At 64.3% G+C, this 19,757-nt stretch carries 18 protein-coding genes; 14 read left to right on the top strand and 4 right to left on the bottom strand.

The window, feature by feature from the left end; all coding sequences use genetic code 11:
* Positions 1-671 (top strand): hypothetical protein (locus tag FRC96_RS21825; protein ID WP_230469890.1); only part of this gene is annotated, 671 nt, incomplete at its 5' end.
* Positions 672-680: 9 nt separating this feature from the next.
* The gene (locus FRC96_RS04870; RefSeq protein ID WP_146973334.1) at positions 681-1,109 is read left to right on the top strand and encodes a group I truncated hemoglobin; all 429 of its coding nucleotides are present in this window, start codon (positions 681-683) and stop codon (positions 1,107-1,109) included.
* Between the two features lie 80 nt (positions 1,110-1,189).
* On the opposite strand, the gene lpdA is transcribed toward FRC96_RS04870, so the two are convergent.
* The 3 genes from lpdA to FRC96_RS04855 all read right to left on the bottom strand — a co-directional run bounded on the left by lpdA (position 1,190) and on the right by FRC96_RS04855 (position 7,009).
* Entirely contained in the window at positions 1,190-2,584 is a 1,395-nt protein-coding gene (lpdA, locus tag FRC96_RS04865) for a dihydrolipoyl dehydrogenase (RefSeq protein ID WP_146973333.1), read from the bottom strand.
* A gap of 140 nt (positions 2,585-2,724) precedes the next feature.
* Positions 2,725-3,957, bottom strand: coding sequence for a 2-oxoglutarate dehydrogenase complex dihydrolipoyllysine-residue succinyltransferase (gene odhB / locus FRC96_RS04860; protein ID WP_146973331.1), 1,233 nt, complete (start codon positions 3,955-3,957; stop codon positions 2,725-2,727).
* A 148-nt stretch (positions 3,958-4,105) separates the two neighbouring features.
* Complete coding sequence (locus tag FRC96_RS04855; RefSeq protein WP_146973329.1) at positions 4,106-7,009, bottom strand: 2-oxoglutarate dehydrogenase E1 component; 2,904 nt, start codon at positions 7,007-7,009, stop codon at positions 4,106-4,108.
* A 493-nt stretch (positions 7,010-7,502) separates the two neighbouring features.
* Between FRC96_RS04855 and FRC96_RS04850 the strand changes: the two genes are divergently transcribed.
* The 12 genes from FRC96_RS04850 to FRC96_RS04790 all read left to right on the top strand — a co-directional run bounded on the left by FRC96_RS04850 (position 7,503) and on the right by FRC96_RS04790 (position 18,668).
* Positions 7,503-7,973 carry an ATP synthase F0 subunit B gene (locus FRC96_RS04850; protein ID WP_146973327.1) on the top strand — a complete coding sequence of 157 codons (471 nt, stop codon included), beginning with the start codon at positions 7,503-7,505 and terminating at the stop codon, positions 7,971-7,973.
* 63 nt (positions 7,974-8,036) lie between these two features.
* A complete protein-coding gene (locus FRC96_RS04845) occupies positions 8,037-8,648 on the top strand; it encodes an ATP synthase F0 subunit B (RefSeq protein WP_146973325.1) in 612 nt (203 codons plus the stop codon).
* 64 nt (positions 8,649-8,712) lie between these two features.
* A complete protein-coding gene (gene atpH, locus FRC96_RS04840) occupies positions 8,713-9,258 on the top strand; it encodes an ATP synthase F1 subunit delta (RefSeq protein WP_146973323.1) in 546 nt (181 codons plus the stop codon).
* A gap of 101 nt (positions 9,259-9,359) precedes the next feature.
* Entirely contained in the window at positions 9,360-10,916 is a 1,557-nt protein-coding gene (gene atpA, locus FRC96_RS04835) for a F0F1 ATP synthase subunit alpha (RefSeq protein WP_146973321.1), read from the top strand.
* Positions 10,917-11,016: 100 nt separating this feature from the next.
* Positions 11,017-11,892 (top strand): ATP synthase F1 subunit gamma, encoded by an 876-nt coding sequence (gene atpG, locus FRC96_RS04830; protein ID WP_146973319.1) that lies wholly within the window; start codon positions 11,017-11,019, stop codon positions 11,890-11,892.
* A 54-nt stretch (positions 11,893-11,946) separates the two neighbouring features.
* Positions 11,947-13,572: a F0F1 ATP synthase subunit beta gene (atpD, locus tag FRC96_RS04820; protein ID WP_230469889.1), complete on the top strand. Its 1,626-nt coding sequence runs from the start codon at positions 11,947-11,949 to the stop codon at positions 13,570-13,572.
* A 113-nt stretch (positions 13,573-13,685) separates the two neighbouring features.
* On the top strand, positions 13,686-14,126 hold the full coding sequence (gene atpC / locus FRC96_RS04815; protein WP_146973317.1) for an ATP synthase F1 subunit epsilon: 441 nt from the start codon (positions 13,686-13,688) through the stop codon (positions 14,124-14,126).
* A gap of 540 nt (positions 14,127-14,666) precedes the next feature.
* The gene (locus FRC96_RS04810; protein ID WP_146973316.1) at positions 14,667-15,524 is read left to right on the top strand and encodes a hypothetical protein; all 858 of its coding nucleotides are present in this window, start codon (positions 14,667-14,669) and stop codon (positions 15,522-15,524) included.
* A 149-nt stretch (positions 15,525-15,673) separates the two neighbouring features.
* Complete coding sequence (locus FRC96_RS22615) at positions 15,674-16,651, top strand: hypothetical protein (protein ID WP_146973314.1); 978 nt, start codon at positions 15,674-15,676, stop codon at positions 16,649-16,651.
* Positions 16,652-16,901: 250 nt separating this feature from the next.
* A complete protein-coding gene (locus FRC96_RS04800; protein WP_146973312.1) occupies positions 16,902-17,207 on the top strand; it encodes a hypothetical protein in 306 nt (101 codons plus the stop codon).
* 12 nt (positions 17,208-17,219) lie between these two features.
* On the top strand, positions 17,220-17,657 hold the full coding sequence (locus tag FRC96_RS04795; protein ID WP_146973311.1) for a hypothetical protein: 438 nt from the start codon (positions 17,220-17,222) through the stop codon (positions 17,655-17,657).
* Between the two features lie 267 nt (positions 17,658-17,924).
* Positions 17,925-18,668, top strand: coding sequence for a hypothetical protein (locus FRC96_RS04790; protein WP_146973309.1), 744 nt, complete (start codon positions 17,925-17,927; stop codon positions 18,666-18,668).
* Between the two features lie 20 nt (positions 18,669-18,688).
* Here the strand turns inward: FRC96_RS04790 and FRC96_RS04785 are convergent, their stop codons facing one another.
* Positions 18,689-19,720 carry a hypothetical protein gene (locus tag FRC96_RS04785; RefSeq protein ID WP_146973307.1) on the bottom strand — a complete coding sequence of 344 codons (1,032 nt, stop codon included), beginning with the start codon at positions 19,718-19,720 and terminating at the stop codon, positions 18,689-18,691.
* Between the last annotated feature and the right edge of the window lie 37 nt (positions 19,721-19,757).

The raw sequence follows: 19,757 nt of genomic DNA, 5'->3' as shown, positions 1-19,757 counted from the left end.
TGCGCGCCGGACAGCTCGGGGCGCGCGCGTTTGAGGCGCGGGCGCCCCTTGGCCGGGGTGAGCCGCAGAGCTGGCGCGTGGGTGTGCCGCGTCGGGTGCCGGCGTCGACCGCCGAGATGCAAGACGCGATCGACGCCGCCTTCGCCGCGACGCGCGCCTCCATGAACGCGCGCTTTGCCAGCCTGAGTGATGCCGAGAAGCAGCGCGCGCTGAGCCTCGCCCAGGGGGCCTTCAGCGGTTTTCTGACTCGCGCGCGCCAGATCTGGGAGCGGCGCCTCGCGACGGTGCGCGCCGGGAAATCTGAGGCGGCGTTCGATGGTTTGATCACCGAGATCGCCCGCTCGCTGGGGCTCCCCCTGCTGGTCGACGTCTTTGAGAGCCCCGCACCCAACGCCCCGCTGGCAGCGATGCCCGTCTTTTGCGTGCCCACCATCTGGTCGGAGCAGGCCGACTTCGCGCCGGTCTGGCTCCCGATCGAGGTGATCGGCGAGTCGCTGGCCACCGCGCCGCTGCGCCTGCGACTGGTGACGCTGACGCAGGGCGCGCTGCGCTGGGCCGGTGATCATACGGTGCCGCCTGGCGAGCTGCGTCAGATCCCGGCGGAGCGCCTGCTGGGCTCGATCTATGAGGGCGCGCTAATGATGACGGTGCATCGCCGCGAGATCGGCTAGAAGGTCAGTATGGCAGAGAGACAGACAGGCTGGGACGTCATCGAGGAGGTGGGCGGGCGCGCACGTATGGAGACGTTGATGCGCGCCTTCTACGACCGCCTCTTCGACGATCTAATGATCGGCTTCTTCTTTGCGATGAGCGACAAAGAGGCGCTCATCGCCTCGCAGAGCGACTATGTGCACGCGCATCTCGGCAGCCGGCAGGGACGCTACCAGGGCCCGCCGATTCGCCAGGCGCACCAGAAGATGCCGATCCTCGTGGGGCATTTTGACCGCCGTCACCAGATCCTCATCGATGTGCTGGAGGAGTTCGAGGTGCCCGCGCACGTGCGCGAGGCCTGGCTGGGGCTGGATCGGGCGATGCGTGACCTGGTGATCCGCCAGGGCGATCAGGCCCGCCAGGAGATGGGCTACGAGGTGTTTCGGCCCAAAGAGTAGCGCACCCGTTTATGCAGCAACAAAAAAGCCCGCTCCCTGTGCAGGGGAGCGGGCTTTTTCATAGGCGGTGCGGCAACGGCTCAGAGGTTGAGCGTGCGGCCATCCACGTCGAGCGCGGCTTCTTTGATGACTTCCGCAAGCGTGGGGTGGGCGTGGGTCGAGCGCGCGATGTCTTCGGCGCTGGAGCCAAACTCCACGGCCACCGCCAGCTCGGCGATCAGATCGCCGGCGCGCGGGCCGATGATATGCGCGCCGAGGATGCGGTCGGTCTCGGCGTCGGCCAGGATCTTCACAAAGCCTTCGGTGTCATTGAGCGCGCGGGCGCGGCCGTTGGCTTTGAAGGGGAACTTGCCGGCCTTGAACTTGATGCCCGCCTCTTTGAGCTGCTGCTCGGTCTTACCGACCGAGGCGATCTCGGGGTGGGTGTAGACCACATCGGGGATGGCGTCGTAGTTGACGTGTCCGGCGATGCCCTTGATGCGCTCGACGCAGGTGACGCCCTCATGCTCGGCCAGGTGGGCGAGCATCGGGCCGGGGATCACATCACCGATGGCGTAGACGCCTTCGACGGAGGTCTCGTAATGCTCATTGACCTCGATGAAGCCGCGTTTGGTGGTCTCCAGGCCGATGTTCTCCAGGCCCAGGCCTTCGGTGTAAGGCTTGCGCCCCACGCCGACCAGCAGGCGGTCGCATTCGATGGTTTTGGTCTCGCCCTTCTGCTCAAAGGTTGCGGTGACCTTGCCATCTTTGACCTCGGCGCCAGTGACGGCCGCGCCCAGCTCAAACGCGATGCCCTGCTTCTTGAAGACGCGCTGGGCCAGGCGAGAGACGTCTTTGTCGGCGCGGCCACCGAAGATCTCATCGAGGTATTCGATGACGGTGACCTTCGCGCCGAGGCGACGCCACACCGAGCCGAGCTCCAGACCGATGACGCCGGCACCGATGATCACCAGGTGCTCCGGGACCTCCTGGAACTCCAGCGCGCCGGTGGAGTCGACGATGTACTCCTTGTCGAGCTCGACGCCGGGCAGCGTGATGGGCTTGGAGCCGGTGGCGATGAGGATGCGCTCGGTCTCCAGCGTCTCCACCGAGCCGTCGTCCTTCTTCACCTCCACCTTTTTGGCATCAACGATGGTGCCGTGGCCCTGGAAGGTGGCGATGTCGTTCTTCTGAAAGAGGCCGGCCACGCCGCCGGTGAGGCTGGCGACGACTTCGTCTTTGCGGGCGAGCATCTTCTTGAGGTCGAAGCTGACCTCGTTGATGGTGATGCCGTGGTCGGCGAAGTGATCTTTGGCCTCTTCATAGCGCTCGCTCGATTCGAGCAGAGCTTTCGAGGGGATGCAGCCGACGTTGAGGCAGGTGCCGCCGAAGGTGGCGTAGCGTTCAACGACGGCGACTTTCATGTCGAGCTGGGCGGCGCGGATGGCGGCGATGTAGCCGCCGGGGCCGGAACCGATCACAACGAGATCATACATAGTAGAGCCTTTGTTCAGGGGCGTTGAGGCCATCTGGCGAGCGCGTCACAGCGGGGCGACCGGGCCTTATGGGCGAAGAGGCCGGGGCCTTCGGCCCCGACCTCTCTCTGACACTCGCCGCCCTGGCGACGCGCCAGGGATCAGACTTCGAGCAGGATGCGCTCGGGGTTTTCCAGGCATTCTTTGATGCGGACCAGGAAGCTGACCGCCTCGCGACCATCGATGATGCGGTGGTCGTAGGAGAGGGCCAGGTACATGATCGGGCGGATCTCGACCTTGCCGTCGATGGCGACCGGGCGCTCCACGATGTTGTGCATCCCCAGGATACCCGACTGCGGCGGGTTGAGGATGGGCGTGGAGAGCATCGAGCCGTAGATGCCACCGTTGGAGATGGTGAAGGTGCCGCCCTGAAGCTCAGGCAGGGTCAACTTGTTGTTGACGGCCTTGTCGACGAGCTTGCCCAGCTCCTGCTCGGTCTGCGCGAAGCTGTACTGGTCGGCGTTCTTGAGCACCGGCACCACCAGCCCGCGGCCACCGCCGACGGCCACGCCGATGTTGTAGTAGTTCTTGTAGACGACATCGTTGCCGTCGATCTCGGCGTTGACCGAGGGGAAGGCTTTGAGCGCTTCGATCGAGGCTTTGATGAAGAAGGACATGAAGCCGAGCTTGATGCCGTACTTCTTGACGAAGCGATCCTGGTACTGCTTGCGCAGAGCCATGATCTCGGTCATGTCGACTTCGTTGAAGGTGGTGAGCATCGCGGCGTTATGCTGGGCTTCGACCAGGCGGCGCGCCACGGTCTGGCGCAGCTTGCTCATGGTCACGCGCTCTTCGAGCGCGCCCTGATCGACCGCGGGGCGCGAGGCTTCCACGGCCTTCTCGGCCTCGGCTTTCTTGCGGGAGGTGCCGCCATCTTTGATGTGCTGCTGCACATCGCCCTTGGTGACGCGTCCGCCGGGGCCGGTGCCTTTGATATCGGCCAGCTCCAGGTTGTTCTCTTCGACGAGGCGGCGCACCGCCGGGCCGACTTTATCGTGGTCGGCGTCGTCGCCTTCCTCGGCGGCAGCTGCGGCTTTGGGTGCTTCTTCTTTGGAGGCGTCGGCTTTCGCATCGCCGGCGTCGCCGCCTTTGGACTCACCGGGCTCGATATCGGCGATGACATCGCCCGGGTTGACGGCGTCGTCGATGGCAAAACGCAGCTTCTTGATCGTGCCTGCGACCGGTGCGGGGACTTCGACGGTGATCTTGTCGGTCTCCAGCTCGGCGATGATCTCGTCTTCTTCGACGAAATCACCTTCTTTTTTCAGCCATTCAGCGATGATCGCCTCGGTGACAGACTCACCAAGGGTGGGGACCTCTACGGGTACGCTCATGTAAGGCCTCGTAGGCGTGCAACGTAAGTACTAAAAATACAGGGGCTCACTATCACAACATGGACTGGCGAGGTGCAGCCTCGCCGCGCCCAAGGGGTTACCAGACCTGGGCGCTGAAACACAAGCCCGCAGGGGGCTTGCCTGGGGCTTAATCGAGAGTCTCGGCGAAGGCTTTGGTGACCAGCGCCCGCTGCTCAAGCTCGTGGCTCTCGTAGGCGCCGGTGGCCGGGCTGGCGCTGGCCACGCGACCGACGTAGGCCGGCAGCGGATCGGCACCGAAGAGCTCGATGAGTCGCGGGAAGATGTAGTGCCAGGAGCCCATGTTCTTGGGCTCTTCCTGGACCCACACGATCTCGCGGGCGTTCTTAAAGGGCGCGACCGCCTCCTGCAGGAGTTTGCCCTCCAGCGGGTAGAGCTGCTCGACGCGCACGATCGCCACATCGTCGATGCCCTGCTCGGCGGCGTGATCGCAGAGGTCGTAGTAGATCTTGCCCGAGCACAGGAGCACGCGGCGAACCTTCTCGGTGTTCACCGACTCGCGCGTCTCTTTGAGGATGGGCTGGAAGCCCACGGTGGTGAAGTCTTCCATGGGGCTGACCGCGTCTTTGTGGCGCAGCAGGCTCTTGGGGCTCATCACGATCAGAGGTTTGCGGGCCGGGTGCAGGACCTGGCGGCGCAGCGCGTGGAAGTACTGCGCAGGCGTGGTCATGTTGCAGACGTACATGTTGTCGCCGGCGCAGAGTTGCAGGAAGCGCTCCAGGCGGGCGGAGGAGTGCTCCGGTCCCTGACCCTCGTAGCCGTGAGGAAGCAGGAGGGTGAGCGCGCTGAGGCGCTTCCACTTATCTTCACCGGAGTTGATGAACTGGTCGATGATGACCTGGGCGCCGTTGACGAAGTCGCCGAACTGCGCCTCCCAGAGCACGAGCGCGTCGGGGGAGTCGAGGCTAAAGCCGTACTCAAAGCCCAGGACCGCGTTCTCAGAGAGGGTGGAGTTGTAGATCTCGATGGAGGCCTGGTCTTCGGTCAGGTGTCGAAGCGGCCAGTAGCCTTCACCGGTCTCGGTGTCGAAGAGGGCGGCGTGGCGGTGGCTAAACGTGCCGCGGATGCAGTCCTGGCCGGTCATGCGGATGCGCGTGCCGTTGATCAAGAGCGAGGCAAAGGCCAGCGCTTCGCCGGTGCCCCAGTCGGCCGGGGCCTCGCCAGAGGCGACCTGCTCGCGACCTTTGAGGAAGCGGCGCAGGGTGCGGTGCACGTTGTGGCTCTCCGGGACCTCGGTGAGTTTGGTGGCGAGCTCTTTGAAGAGATCTTCGCCGATGGGCGCGTCGTTGCCCGCGCCGGCTTCAAGCTCACCGCCGTGGTAGGGGGTCCACAGCCCGTCGAGGGTGCTGATGGACTTGGGCAGGGGCTGCTCGCGCACCTCTTTGAAGACTTCGCCGTAGTAGTCCATGCGCTCGTTCCAGACCGCCTCGGTCTCCTCGGCGCTCATGATCTGGCGCTCGATGAGGCTGTCGACGTACTTCTCACGCACCGGCTTAGAGCTGTCGATGGCGCCGTACATCATCGGCTGGGTGAAGCGGGGCTCGTCGCCTTCGTTGTGGCCGTAGCGGCGGTAGCAGACCAGGTCGATGATGACGTCTTCGCCAAAGCGCTGGCGGTACTGCATGGCGAGCTTCATCACGCGCACGCAGGCTTCGGGGTCGTCGCCGTTGACGTGGAAGATCGGCACTTCGAGCATCTTCGCCACGTCGGTGGCGTAGGTGGTTGAGCGGCCGTCTTCGGGGTTGGTGGTGAAGCCGATCTGGTTGTTGATCACCACGTGAATGGTGCCGCCGACGTTGTAGCCTTTGACACGCGCCAGGTTGAGCGACTCGGTCACGATGCCCTGGCCGGAGAAGGCCGCGTCGCCGTGCAGGAGCAGCGGCAGAAGTTTCTGGCGGGCGGCTTCGTTGCCCAGGCGATCCTGTTTGGCGCGCACGCGCCCCAGCACCACCGGGTTCACGAACTCCAGGTGGCTGGGGTTAAAGCAGAGCGAGAGGTGAACGGTCTTGCCGTTGCGGGTGGGGTGATCGCTGGAGAACCCCATATGGTATTTGACGTCGCTGCTGCCGACGTACTCCTCGGGGGTTTGAACTTTCTCAAACTCCGAGAACATCGCCTCGGCAGGCTTGTTCATGATGTTGTGCAGCACGTTGAGGCGACCGCGGTGGGCCATGCCCACGACGACCTCTTCGACGCCGGAGTCGGCGGCCTCTTCGAGCATGAAGTCGAGCATGGGGATCAGCGACTCCCCGCCGGTCAGCGAGAAGCGCTTCGCGCCGACGTACTTCTTATGCAGGAAGGTCTCAAAGGCGTCGGCGTCGACGAGCTTTTTGAGGATGTGCGGGCCATCGGCGGCGACATCGAGCGGGGCGTAGTCGTTGCGCTCGATGCGATCGCGCAGCCAGGTGCGTGACTGGCTGCCCGGCATGTTCTGGTACTCGACGGCGATGTGGCCGCAGTAGAGATCGCGCAGGCGCTGGATCAGATCGCCCAGGGTCACCTCGCGCGAGCCGAAGAGGGGCTCGTAGTTGACCTTCGCCTTAAGATCGCCGGAGGAGAAGCCGTAGAGCGAGGGCTCAAGCTCCGGGGGCGCGGGGCGGCGCGGGCGATCGAGGGGATCGATCTTCGCGATGAGGTGACCGTGGAGGCGGAAGGCGCGCACGATCGCCTCGACGCGGGCGGCGAACCCTTCGGTGCGCCCGGGGGCCTTCACCGTGATGCCCTCGGCCTTATCGACCCAGACCGCCTCGCCACCGATCTCCTGGGAGGGCAGGCGGGCCGGCTCGAAGATCGAGCGGGGCTTAAAGTGGGGGGCGCTGCCGTTTGGTGCGGCGTCACCGCCGAAGTACTCCTGGAAGATCGGCTTCCAGCTCGGATCGACCGCGGAGGGATCGTCGAGGTACTGGCGGTAGAGATCCTCAATGAACGCGAGGTTCTCCCCGGTAAACTGGCTTTCGGAGGCGGTGGGCCGGGGCGAGTTGGATGCTTGCTCGTTGGAGTCTTTCACGGTCATCAACTTCTGAAGGACAAAGGATGCAAGTCGAGCGGCCTGGTCGTGTCCCATAACGACCCGGGCGCGAAGCTATTTCTCAGAGCTTAGAAGAGGTGGCGAGCAGGGCTCCCGAAAGCGGGAGCGGACCGGGCGAAGGGCGGGTCGGGCCCGGCGCAGGGGTGGCGAGTTCGGTGGGGCGCGTCGGATGCGGCGCGCGGGGTAGCCAGCAGCAATAAAGAGATGAGGTGCGCACATCAAGGATCGGGTGCAGGTACCGGGTTTAAAAAAAGCGCCCCGGGGGCGCCTGATCCTTACAATAGCGATGGCACCAACGCGGTCAAGAAAGATCGCGGCAGAAATGGGGCCGGCGCCCTTGCCGGGCCCCCGGGAGATGCCTTCCTTGACACCTTTGAAAACACCGTGTTAAAGCCGCGACGGTTTTCCCGCAAAACGGCCAAGAGGGCCAGAAATAAGGCGGGAAGCGCAACTTCCCGCTGACTTAAAAGGCGCCACGATGATCGATGTAATGACCGCTTCAAGTCCGCTGCTCGTCGCAGCGGTTGCGATCGACATAGACGGCACGCTCTTCGTTCAGATGGGCGCGTTCTTGCTCGTCTTTGTGATCCTGAACTTCGTCCTGATCAAGCCCTACCTCAAGACGGTGGAGGCGCGCGAAGAGAGCGTGCAGGGCTCTTCCGAAGAGGCCGGTGAGATGGACGCGCAGGCCGCCGTGCTGACGGCTTCCTACGATGAGAAGCTGAGCAAGGCGCGTCGCGAAGCCCAGGATGTGCGCGAGTCTCTGCGCAATCAGGGCCTGGCCGAGCAGGACGACATCCTCGAGGAGGTTCGCGAGGAGCTCGGTGGCAAGCTGGCCGAAGAGCGCAAGGTGATCGAGGAGCGCGTGGTTGCGGCCCGCGCCGAGATCGACGAGCGTGCCCGCGCGCTGGCCGAGGCGATGGTACAGAAGGTGCTCCCGCAGGGATAAGCCGTTGAGCGCGCGCCTCGTGGCGAGGCAGCGCGCCCATTCCTAGTTAGTCAGGACAAGAACATGACTTCGAAACTTCTTCGCGTGACGGGCTCCCGGCGGGCGATCTTTGTGCAGGTGCTGGTGCTGCTGGTATGCGTGAGCGCGCCTGCATTCGCCGCTTCGGGTGAGAGCGCCGGGTTCCCCTGGAAGTACTGGTTTACCGGGATCTTCAACCTGGTGGTGTTCCTGGGGATCATCGTCAAGTTTGGTGGCCCGGCGATCCGCGACTTCTTTGCCAGCCGTCGCGAGACCTTCCTGGCGGATATGAACGCCGCCAAACTCGCCCGCGAGCAGGCCGAGGCGCGTCTGGCCGAGCTTAACGCGAAGCTCGAGGCGCTGGAGCGGGACCGTCAGTCGATGCTCGACGAGTACCACGCTCAGGGTGAGCGCGAGAAACAGCGCCTGATCGACGCCGCCAAAAAGAGCGTTGAGAAGATGCGGGCCGACGCCGAGCTGACCATCCAGCAGGAGGTCAAGCGCGCGGTGTCGATGCTTGAGGAGCAGGCGGTCAACACAGCGCTGGAGATGGCGCAGCGTGTGGCGCGCGAGCGGGTCGACGCCGGTGTGCAGAACAAGCTCGTCGAGAGCTACGTCTCGGAGCTGGGTAAGGCGTCTTCGGCGGCCAAGAACTGAATGGTTTTCAAGCCTCACCTGGCCCTTAAGAGAGGCCGGGCTGAGCGCTTATCAGGAGTAGATAATGGCAAAGGTACCGGTAGCCCGACGATACGCCAGCGCGCTGCTTGAGCTTGCGAGTGAGCAGAAGAAGCTCGAGCCGATTCACGGCTCGCTGAGCTGGCTGAGCGCGGCCTTCGATCAGAGTGAGACGCTGCGTCAGGCGCTGCTCAACCCCGGGGTCAAGCTCAAGGAGCGCCGCGCGGTGATCGAGGCGCTGGCCCAGAAAGAGGGCTGGGATCAGCTCTTTAAAAACTTTGTGATGCTGCTCCTCGACCGCGATCGCCTGCGTTATGTGCGCGAGATCGCCGAGGACTTCAGCGCCGGCGTCGATGAGAAGGCCGGTCGAGTGCGCGCTCGCGTGAGCAGCGCCACGGCGCTGAGCGATGCGCAGCTGGCCGAGGTCAAGGCAGCGCTTGCGAAGATGACGGGTAAAGAGGTGCTGGTGGAGACGTCGGTGGACGAGGCTCTCATCGGCGGGGTCGTCGCGCGGGTCGGCGGCTCGATCTACGACGGTTCGGTGCGCACTCAGCTCAAGCGGATGCGCGAAGCGATTCTCAAAGAAGTCTAATTACGGATCACCGAGGGCGCCGTTGCCCCGGTCGGAGCTCGCCAGATGCGAGTTGGCCCACCGGGATATGAGTGACCCCCGAGCTCAAGGGTAAGTGCAAGATGGACATTAACATCGCAGAGATCAGCTCCATCATCAAAAAGCAGATCGAGAACTACGACTCGCGTATGGAGACCAGCGAGACGGGTACGGTTATCTCGATCGGTGATGGTATCGCGCGCGTTTACGGTCTGGAGTCGGCGATGGCCGGCGAGCTTCTGGAGTTCCCGGGCGAAGTCTACGGGATGGTGCTCAACCTGGAAGAAGACAACGTCGGTGTGGCGCTTCTGGGCAGCGACCGCGGCATTGTTGAGGGCGACGAGGTCAAGCTGACCGGTCGCATCGTCGACGTGCCCGTGGGCCCGGCTCTGGAAGGCCGCGTGGTCAACGCGCTGGGCATGCCGATCGACGGCAAAGGCCCGATCGAGAGCGCGACCCGCTCGCGTATTGAGGTCAAGGCCCCGGGCATCATCCCCCGCCAGAGCGTTGGCGAGCCGATGCAGACCGGCCTTAAAGCCATCGACTCGATGGTGCCGATCGGTCGTGGTCAGCGTGAGCTGATCATTGGTGACCGCCAGACCGGTAAGACCGCGGTGGCCATCGACACGATCATCAACCAGAAAGACACCGGCGTGAAATGCATCTACGTCGCCATCGGTCAGAAAGAGTCGACCGTTGCGCAGACCGTCGAGAAGCTCAAGCGCTTTGGTGCGATGGAGTACACCACGGTGGTCTCGGCGACCGCTTCGCAGCCGGCGCCGCTTCAGTACCTCGCGCCCTACTCCGGTGTGGCGATGGGCGAGTACTACCGCGACAACGGTCAGCACGCGCTGATCGTGTACGATGACCTCTCCAAGCAGGCCGTCGCTTACCGCGAGCTCTCGCTGCTGCTTCGTCGTCCGCCGGGACGCGAAGCCTACCCCGGGGACGTCTTCTACATTCACAGCCGTCTTCTGGAGCGCGCCGCCAAGATGAGCGACGCCGAGGGTGGTGGTAGCCTCACCGCGCTGCCGATCATTGAGACCCAGGCCGGCGACGTCTCCGCCTACATTCCGACCAACGTCATCTCGATTACCGACGGTCAGATCTTCCTGGAGACCGACCTCTTCAACGCCGGTGTTCGCCCGGCGATTAACGTCGGTATCTCGGTGAGCCGCGTCGGTGGTGCGGCGCAGATCTCGGCGATGAAGAACGTCGCCGGTACGTTGCGCGTGGACCTGGCGCAGTACCGCGAGCTGGAGGCGTTCAGCCAGTTTGCCTCCGACCTCGACAAGACCACCCAGGCGCAGCTGGCCAAGGGCGCGCGACTGGTCGAGCTGCTCAAGCAGACCCAGTACAGCCCGCTGGACGCGGCCAAGCAGGTCATGATCATCTTCGCGGCCAACGCCGGCCTGCTCACCGCGCTGGCGGTCAGCGACCTGAAAGCTTACGAAGAGGGCCTGTACAGTTTTGCGGAGAGCAAAGATCCGAAGATCTGGGACGCCATCAAGGGCGACAAGAGGTTCGGCAAGAAGGCGGGCACCGACGCGCAGAGCGAGGTCACGGCGAAGGTGCTGGCGATCCTCGAAGAGTACACCGAGAACTTCAAAGCGCAGCGTGAGGCGGCGGCCGCCGAGTGATCTCGCAAGCGGCGAAGATTGAAGTTTAAAGGGCCGCTCGCCATCGCTTAAAAAGCGAGCAGGGCGGGCGGCTCTCTCCACCACCAAAGAAGACGTCGACATGCCAAATCTCAAGGACATCCGCAAGCGGATCGGGTCGGTCAAGAACACCCAGAAGATCACGCGGGCGATGAAGATGGTCGCCGCCGCCAAGCTGCGCCGAGCGCAGGAGCGTATGGAGGCCTCGCGCCCCTATGCGGTCAAGATGGGGGAGGTGATCGATAGCCTGGCCTCGCGCGTGGATCCGGAGTCGCACCCCCTGCTCGCCAGGCGCGAACTGCGGGAGAAGGCGCTGGTGATCGTGGTCAGCAGTAACCGCGGGTTGTGCGGTGGCTTTAACACCAACCTCTTTCGCCGCGTGGACCGCTTCCTCAAAGAGCTGGTCACCGCCGGGGAGCAGGTCGATGTGGTGACCGTGGGTCGCAAGGCGGCGGGTCATTACGGGCGCAGCAGCTACCCGGTTGTGCGCAGCTACGACGATGTGATCGGGGCGATCGACTACGCCCAGGCCAAGCGCATCGCCCAGGAGGCGATGAACGAGTACCTCCAGGGCGACTACGAGGCGGTCTACATCTGTTATAACCGCTTCGTCTCGGCGATCGCGGTGGAGCAGATGGTCCACCCGCTGCTTCCCTTCGCCACCGATGGCGAGGAAGCCGACGCGCCGGCGGCCAGCGCCGACTACATCTACGAGCCCGACGTCGACACGCTGCTCGGGCGCCTTCTCCCCGGGCATATCGAGGTGCAGGTGCTCCAGGCGCTGTTGGAGAGTGAGGCCAGCGAGCAGGCCTCGCGGATGACGGCGATGGATAACGCCACCAACAACGCCACCGATATGATCGCGTCGTTGACGCTGCAGTATAACCGTGCGCGTCAGGCCTACATCACCAAAGAGATCGTCGAGATCGTCAGCGGTTCCGAATCGCTCAACAGCTAAACAGGCCTTTGAGGCCTTACCCCTTTAAGCAATCCGAATTTCAGGAGTATCGATATGGCGGCAGAACCGGTGAACACAGAAGCGGGCCAGCAGGCCACAAAACTTGGGTCCATCAAGCAGGTCCTTGGTCCGGTTGTGGACGTGGCCTTCGCCACCGACGCGGTGCCCGATCTGTTGACGGCGCTGCTGGTGACCAACCCGGGTCTCTCCGATGAGGAAGACAACCTGGTGTTGGAAGTTGCGCTGCACCTTGGTGAAGGCGTGGTGCGTACCATCGCGATGAGCTCGACCGACGGTCTGGTGCGCGGGATGAAGGTCAAGAACACCGGCGAGCCGATCAACGTGCCGGTCGGCCGCGAGGTGCTCGGTCGTATTCTTAACGTCGCCGGCAAGCCGGTCGACGAGATCAGCGTGCTGCGCCTGAACGACGGCAAGGTCGTGCGCGGTATTATCGCTGAGGAAGGCGACACCTCCTACACCGTGAAGGTGCGCGATCTGAAGCACGTCCATGACATCACGGACGTGACCGTCTCCAAGACCAACGTCAAAGAGATCGTGGCCCTTGAAGCCACTCAGACGCTGCCGATCCACCGCCCGGCTCCGAAGTTTGAGGAGCAGTCCACGGCCAGCGAGATGTTTGAGACGGGCATTAAGGTCGTCGACCTGCTCGCTCCCTACTCGCGTGGTGGTAAGGTCGGCCTCTTCGGCGGCGCCGGCGTCGGTAAGACGGTTCTGATTCAGGAGCTGATCAACAACGTCGCGCTCGCCCACGGTGGTTTCTCGGTCTTCGGCGGCGTCGGTGAGCGTACCCGTGAAGGGAACGACCTCTACTTCGAGATGATGGAGTCGGGGATCATGGGCGCCAACGGCACCTGGGAAGAGTCCAAGGTTGCCCTGGTGTTCGGTCAGATGAACGAGCCGCCCGGAGCACGTGCGCGCGTGGCGCTCTCAGCGCTGACGATCGCCGAGTACTTCCGTGACTCCGAAGGTCAGGACGTGCTGCTCTTCATCGACAACATCTTCCGCTTCACCCAGGCCGGCTCGGAGGTCTCCGCGCTTCTGGGTCGTATCCCGTCTGCCGTCGGTTACCAGCCGACGCTGGCCACCGAGATGGGCGCGCTTCAGGAGCGCATTACCTCGACGACCAAGGGCTCGATTACCTCGGTTCAGGCCGTCTACGTGCCTGCCGATGACCTTACGGACCCGGCTCCCGCGACTGCGTTCGCTCACCTCGATGCGACCACGGTTCTCTCGCGTCAGCTGGCGTCGCTGGGTATCTACCCGGCCGTCGACCCCCTCGACTCCACCAGCCAGATCCTCACCCCGGAGATCGTGGGTGAGGAGCACTACCAGGTAGCTCGCGACGTGCAGTCGGTGCTTCAGCGCTACAAGGAGCTTCAGGACATCATCGCGATTCTCGGCATGGACGAGCTGGCCGAGGAAGACAAGCTGGTGGTCGCCCGCGCCCGTAAGATCCAGCGCTTCCTCTCGCAGCCCTTCCACGTCGCCGAGCAGTTCACCGGCATGAAGGGCAAGTACGTCAAGCTCGAAGACACCATCGCCGGGTTCAAGGCGCTTGTGAACGGTGAGGTCGATGATCTTCCCGAGCAGGCCTTCTACCTGGTGGGTACGCTTGATGATGCCCGCGAGGCGGCTGAGCGACTGGCGGCTGAGGCGTAATCGCTTTTTTGCCGCGCTCCGAGTGGGGCGCGGCGTTGAGTTTGGCGCGTTAGAGGCCGCCCTCCCATCGGGTGCGGGCGGCCTTTAACGCGCAGAAGTGAAAGGACGAAGAGATGGCCGAGACGCTGCATTTGGAAGTTGTGACCCCCGAGAAGGCGGTCTTCAGCGAGCCTGTCAACGACGTGGTTTTGCCGGGTTTGCTGGGGCAGATGGACATTCTGCCGGGCCACCTGCCGATCCTCTCGGTGCTGGGTGTTGGCGAGATGATCGTGACCCAGGAAGGCAAGACGCGACACTTTTTGGTGGAGCAGGGCTACGTCGAGGTGTTCAACGATCGTGTCACCGTGCTCACTGAAGGGTGCAGCGGGGTCAGCGACATCGACATCGAGCGTGCTCGCCGCGATCTGGAGCGCTATGAGACCGCGATGGTCGAGCTCGAAGAGCGCTCGAAGAATGAGATGGTGCCCGAGGATATCTTCGAGCAGCACCGCCTTGCGCTTAAGCGCGAGCGCATGAAGATTGCGTTCGCCAGGGAAGGCAAAATCACCGAATAGTGGCGAGCGCATCAGGACGAAGCCAGCGGTGTCGCTTCGTCGTCGCGGTGGCGCTGCCACAGCGTCCTCCTTGCTCCTTGCTGGACTTCGCCCTGTGTGCGCTCGGGTTTGGGTGCCGAGCGCATCAGGACGACGCTGGCTGCGTCGTCTGGGATTCGCAGTAGCGCTGCCACAGCTTCATCTCAGCCTCCTTGCCATCGGTCGCCCTGAGTGCGCTCGGGTTGGGTGGCGAGCGCATCAGGACGAAGCCAGCGGTGTCGCTTCGTCGTCGCGGTGGCGCTGCCACAGCGTCCTCCTTGCTCCTTGCTGGACTTCGCCCTTAGTGCGCTCGGGTCCGGAGTTATATGGGTTCGGGTTGTGACGTGAAGAGCCGGTTTTCCCTTTGGGGGGAGGCCGGCTTTTTTGATGTTCGGGGGTAAGGGGTGGGGGAAGTTCGGGCTTTGATTTGCGGGACTTCGCTCGTTAGGGTGAGGGAATTCGAGGTCATTATCGGAAGTCGGGGGTCGGAAGGCGCGGCACCCGTCACGATCAGGAGCGAGCATGGGTGTGGGGCTGTTTTTGAAGGAAGTCTGGCGGGTCGCGCTGGCGAGCGGGGCGAACCTCTTTCTGGTGAGCGCGGTCTATTGTGGGGTGACGGGGGGGCTTTTGTACGGGGCGTGGGGGAGCGCGCCGCTGTTGGTGCTGGCGCTGCTGGTGAGCGGGTTGAGCGGGGTCGTGGTGTGGGGAGCGATGCATGAGCTGGCGTTTGAAGATGTGGGGAGCGGGGGAGAGAGCTCGATCGGGCGAGCGTTCGGGGTGTGCTGGGATCGGTATGACGGGGTGCTGCTGGCGTCTTTGATGAGCTGGGGGATGATGGCGCTCGCCGGGATGTTTGTGCTCCCGGCGCCCCTTGTCGGAGGTTTGCTGCTGCCCTTTGTGGCAGTGGTCGTGCTGGAGAGGCGCAGCCCGCTGGGGGGGCTGATGCGAACGCTCGGACTTGTGGAGGGGATGTGGTTGAAGATGGCGCTGTGCTGGCTGGCGCTCTTTGCGGTGCTGGTGGCTCTGGGGGCCGTGGGAGGCGCGGTGAGCGCGGCGCTCTCGCTGACGTCGGGGGCGCAGGGCGTGGGGATCACGATGGCGCTGGCGATGGCATTGGCGGTGGTCGTGTTTCCGCTGCCGGTGGTAGGGGCGGTGGCCTGCTACCGGGTGCTTTTGTACCGCGAGCTGCTCGCGAATAGTCCGGAGGATGTGGCCGAGCGCCTCGCGCGTGAGGAGGCGGAGCGTAACGCGTTGGCGGTGAGCGGGGAGCTTATCGACTGGTATGAAGACATGCTTGATGGGGTGGTGATGGAGGATGAGGAGGAGGTGGCACAGGCGATGCGACGTGTGCGCCGCAGGGTCCTGGGGGCGCCGCCCTGAGGGCGAGTGTGTGGGGAGTGGTGATGGAGTGTGCTTGAGGAAGTTCGCGCGGGTCGCTACTCTCAGGCCATCGAGTCATGGCGTGATCGTGAACGGGCCAACGTGAAGAGGGCTTCGCGGGGGTGGTGAGCCTTGTGGCGGGAGGACGTATGGATGTGGGGCGTTGGGTCGGGGAGTTTCAAAACGTCTGGAAGGCCAGCTTTGTGAGCGTGGGCCTGGTCATTCTGGCCTGCGCGATGGGCTTTATGGTGCCGGGGCTGCTGGTGCAGCGGCTGGGGTCGCCTGTTGCGATCGCGGCGTTCTGGGCGGTGGCGTTGCCGGTGATGGCCTGGCTTTCGGGGGCGGTGCACCTGCAGTGTTTTCGGAACGCGGAGACGGGCAGGTCGACCTCGTTTGGAGATGCGTCGCAGGAGGCGTTTGAGCACTGGGACGATGTGGTGTTGGGGGTGGTGTTCTGCGGCTTGATGCTCGGGGTGGCCGGGGTGCTGGTGCTGCCGGGGGTGGTGGCCGGCGGGGTGCTGCTGCCCTATGTGGTCATCGTGATGGTCGAGAAGAAGGGGCCGATCGAGGCCCTGCGCCGCAACATCGAGCTTACGCAGGGGCGCTGGGTGGAGTTGGTGGTGTACTGGATGCTCTATTACGCGGTGCTGGTGGTGGGTGTGAGCGTGGTGGGGGGCGCGGCGGTGGTGACGGCCATGTTGGGGCTTGTGAGCGCGCCTCCGGTCGGTGGGCTGATGGCAGTCGTTCTGGTGTTGAGCGCGGTCGGGGCGTTCTTTCTGGCGCCGCTGCCTGTGATCGCGTCGGTGGCGACCTATCGGATGATCGTCGAGGAGGCGCCGGCGAGTGTGGCGGCGGCCGGCGAGGAGGTCGGGGAGGCGCCGGAGGGCGGCGAGGCGCCGGAGTTTGATGCGCCCGGGGAGGTTATGGTGCCGTCGAGCAGTGAGGTCGCGCCGGTGGAGGCGCCGGAGGCGGAGCGCGAGGGCGTTGAGGACGACGCAGTGTTTGAGGTGGAGCGCAGCGGTCTGGCGGGTGATAGCGTCTTCGATGATGATGATGAGGCATCCTCTCCGAAATCTGTCCCGGGTTTTCAGAAGGTGCCGCGGGCCGATGAGGGGCCCTACTGGTGATTTTGGGGTAAGGTATGGCAGGGTAAGCGCGGCGTGCGGGCAAGGGCCCGGGGCTAGTTGATGAGACGTTACTACGCTGTGAGCAGAAGTTGACGCTGGTGGATGCGAGATTGAGAGTGACGCGGGCAAGGCGCAAAACGCAGGGGATGCTTTAGCATCGTCGAGGCTTTGCAACGCAGCTCGCGGTGCTCTCAATGCAGCAGACACAGCGTCAACGATAGCTCACGGCGTAATAAGCGAGGAGCTTGAGATGAATCTCGGTGAATGGAAGCGCGATATCTTTTATGTGTGGCGAGCGAGCCGCTGGCCGGTGATCGCGTACTCCTTGCTTTTGTACGCGCTGGCCGCTCCCTACGTCGCGCTCTGTATGTTTTCGCCCGTCGCGGCGGTCGCGATCTTGCCGGTCGTCGGTGTGGTGTTTGTATTGGCGTGGGCTCACCTCCATGTGCTCGGATACGAAGCGGTGCGCCAGCCGGGGACGAAGCTGTCCTTTTTCGCGGGGATTGAGGCGGTGAAGAAGAACTGGCTGGCGTTGATGCTCGGCTACGGCCTCTGATGTGCGCTCTATATGGTGGGGAGCATCCTTGTGCTTCCGGCGCTGGTGATCGTGGCGGTGCTGATGCCCTACCTGCTCTTTATTGCGGTGGAGGGGAGAGGGCCGATCGACGCGCTGGAGACCAACGTGCGTCTGGCGGGCGATCGCCTGGCGGAGATCGTGGTGGCGTGGTTGGCGCTCGCCTTCGGCATGATGGTGATTTTGATGCCGGTGGTTGGGGTGATGATGGGAGGCATTGTGTGGTCGGCGAGCGATGTCGATGGTCCGCTGATTCCAGTGATGGTGGTGGGGGCGGTGGTTTTGTTCGCCATGACGGTGGTGGGGCAGTCGCTGCAGGTGGCGGGTGCGGTGACGGCCTATCGGGTGTTGCGGGGGCTGTCGGTCGATGCGCAGCAGGCCGGCGGGCAGAAGGTGGTGCAGACGTCGTCTGGAGCGCCGGTGGCGTGGTGAGTTTTAGATGGGGGGAGGCGATGGTGGGGAGAGGGGGCTGTCGCCTCTGCGGGGATGTTCCGTGCGATGATTGAGATGTGTCTCAGGACGCCGGGATGTGCTGGGAGGAGCCGCTGGCGCAGGATGAAACGCAGGGGAAGTAGGCCGTAGAGGGCGCCCGAAGGGCGCGAACAAGGGGGCGGCGCGGAGGTCGTATCGTCGTGGCGCGACGCCATCGAGATGACCCGGGGAGGCAGGAGCCTCTTCGACTACAATCTGGGGAAAGGTATGAACTTCAGCCTTTTGAAGCGAGAGTTTGTTGAGGTGTGGTCGGCGTCGTGGCGTGCGGTGATTGTGCCGATGATCGTCGTGGTGTTGGTGTTGAGTGTGACGCATGGCCTTCTGGGGTTTCTGGCGCTTGTCATTGCTCCCCCTGTGGCGCTGTGGGCTTTTGCGCAGGCTCATCGCAAGGGGTATGAGGCCGCGCATCAGGGTGTCCAGCTGCCGATGTCGCAGTGGTGGTGGCAGGTGGGTGTGGGGGGCATGATCTGGGGCGGGCTCTTTGCCGTGGGCGCGGTGTTCTTTGCGCTTCCGGGCGTGCTGGTGATGTCGCTTCTGATGCCCTACGTCTACTTCATGATGGTCGACGGGCTGGGACCGGTGCGGGCATTAGAGACGAATCTGCGTCTTGTATCTAAACACCCGGTCGAGGCGATCGTGATGTGGATGGGGATATTTGCGTTGCAGATTGCGATCGGGCTCTTCTCCCAGCTTGCGGGTGGGGTGGTGGCCATCGGCGCAGCCTTTCTGGGGAGTGAGCTTGTACTGGTGGTCGTCGCGCTGGCGATCTTCCTCGCCCACCTGGTCGTTGCCGTGTTCGGCATGTCGCTGCAGGTGGCCGGTGCGATCACGATCTACCGTGTGGTGACGGGCAAGGTCGCCGGCATCCCGGCACCGGGTGTGGTGCGGGAGCAGGCCGCCCTGAGCGCGGTGCCGGCGACGGCCCCATCGGCTCCCCCCGGGGAGTGGTGAGGTTAAGCGGGGGGGGAGGATCAGCCGCGGGTGCAGTAGACGACGTTACCGAAGCAGTCGTCGATGACGCGGCAGGTGTCGTCGACGCAGTGCTCTTCGGGGATCTCGGCGTAACCTTCGGGGCAGGTGGCCGGCTCGCAGGCGTCGGGGGGGGCGCAGGCCAGGGTGACGCCGCAGATCTCCAGGGTCTCACAGCCGGGGATGAGGGCGTCGTCGCAGCGGTCGACCGGGAGGTAGGTCTCCGGGCAGGTGGGGGGCTCTTCGCAGGTCTCGGCGATGGGGGCGCAGGCCAGCTCCTGGTTGCAGACTTCGATGACCTGGCAGTTCGGGAGATCGGCGGTGCAGGCGTCGACAGGCTCGAAGTCTTCGGGGCAGGCGGGCTCTTCGGTGCACTCGTCGGGGGGGAGGGGGGCGCAGCTGATGTAGCCCTGGCAGGTGAGCACCTGCTCGCAGCCTGTGTCGGGGTCGCAGGCGTCGGGCTCGACCTGTTCAAAATCGTCATCGCAGCTGGAGGGGAGGTTGTCACAGCGGCGGCAGCGGAAGGTCTCGTCGCAGTGGCGAAGCTCAGCGCAGGTGGGGTCGAAGTCGTCGCAGCTGGTGTCGTTGACCCAGCCCTCGGGGCAACTCGGCGGCTCTTCGCAGACGGCCAGCGGGTCGAGGCAGAGCGCGCTCTCTCCGCAGACGGTCACCCGGGTGCAGAAGCGATCGGTGGGGCAGGTGCCGACCTGCTCGGAGCCGCTGGGGCAGCGGGGAGGTTCTTCGCAGATGTCGGGGCTGGCGTCGGGCTCATCGTTGTCGCCGGCGTCGGCGGAGCCCAGGATGGGGACACAGGCCAGCACGCTGCCGTCGCAGGTTTCGATGTGTTCGCACTCGCTCTGTCCCTGGCAGTCGGTGACGACGTAATAGCCGCGCGGGCAGCTCGGCTCACAGATGTCGAAGCCGCCGTAGCTGGCGTCGTCGCTGGAGCAGGCGCCAAGGGTCAGCAGGGCCAGCACGAGGGCCAGGGCCAGGCGCAGCGGGGAGTGAGTGATGGGCAGGTGGGGGAGGTTCATGGGAGGCTCCGGGGGAGCGACGCGCACAGGCGCGGCG

This window comes from Lujinxingia vulgaris (assembly GCF_007997005.1).
GTDB lineage: Bacteria > Myxococcota_A > Bradymonadia > Bradymonadales > Bradymonadaceae > Lujinxingia.
This window is presented reverse-complemented; position numbering and strand designations above follow the sequence as displayed.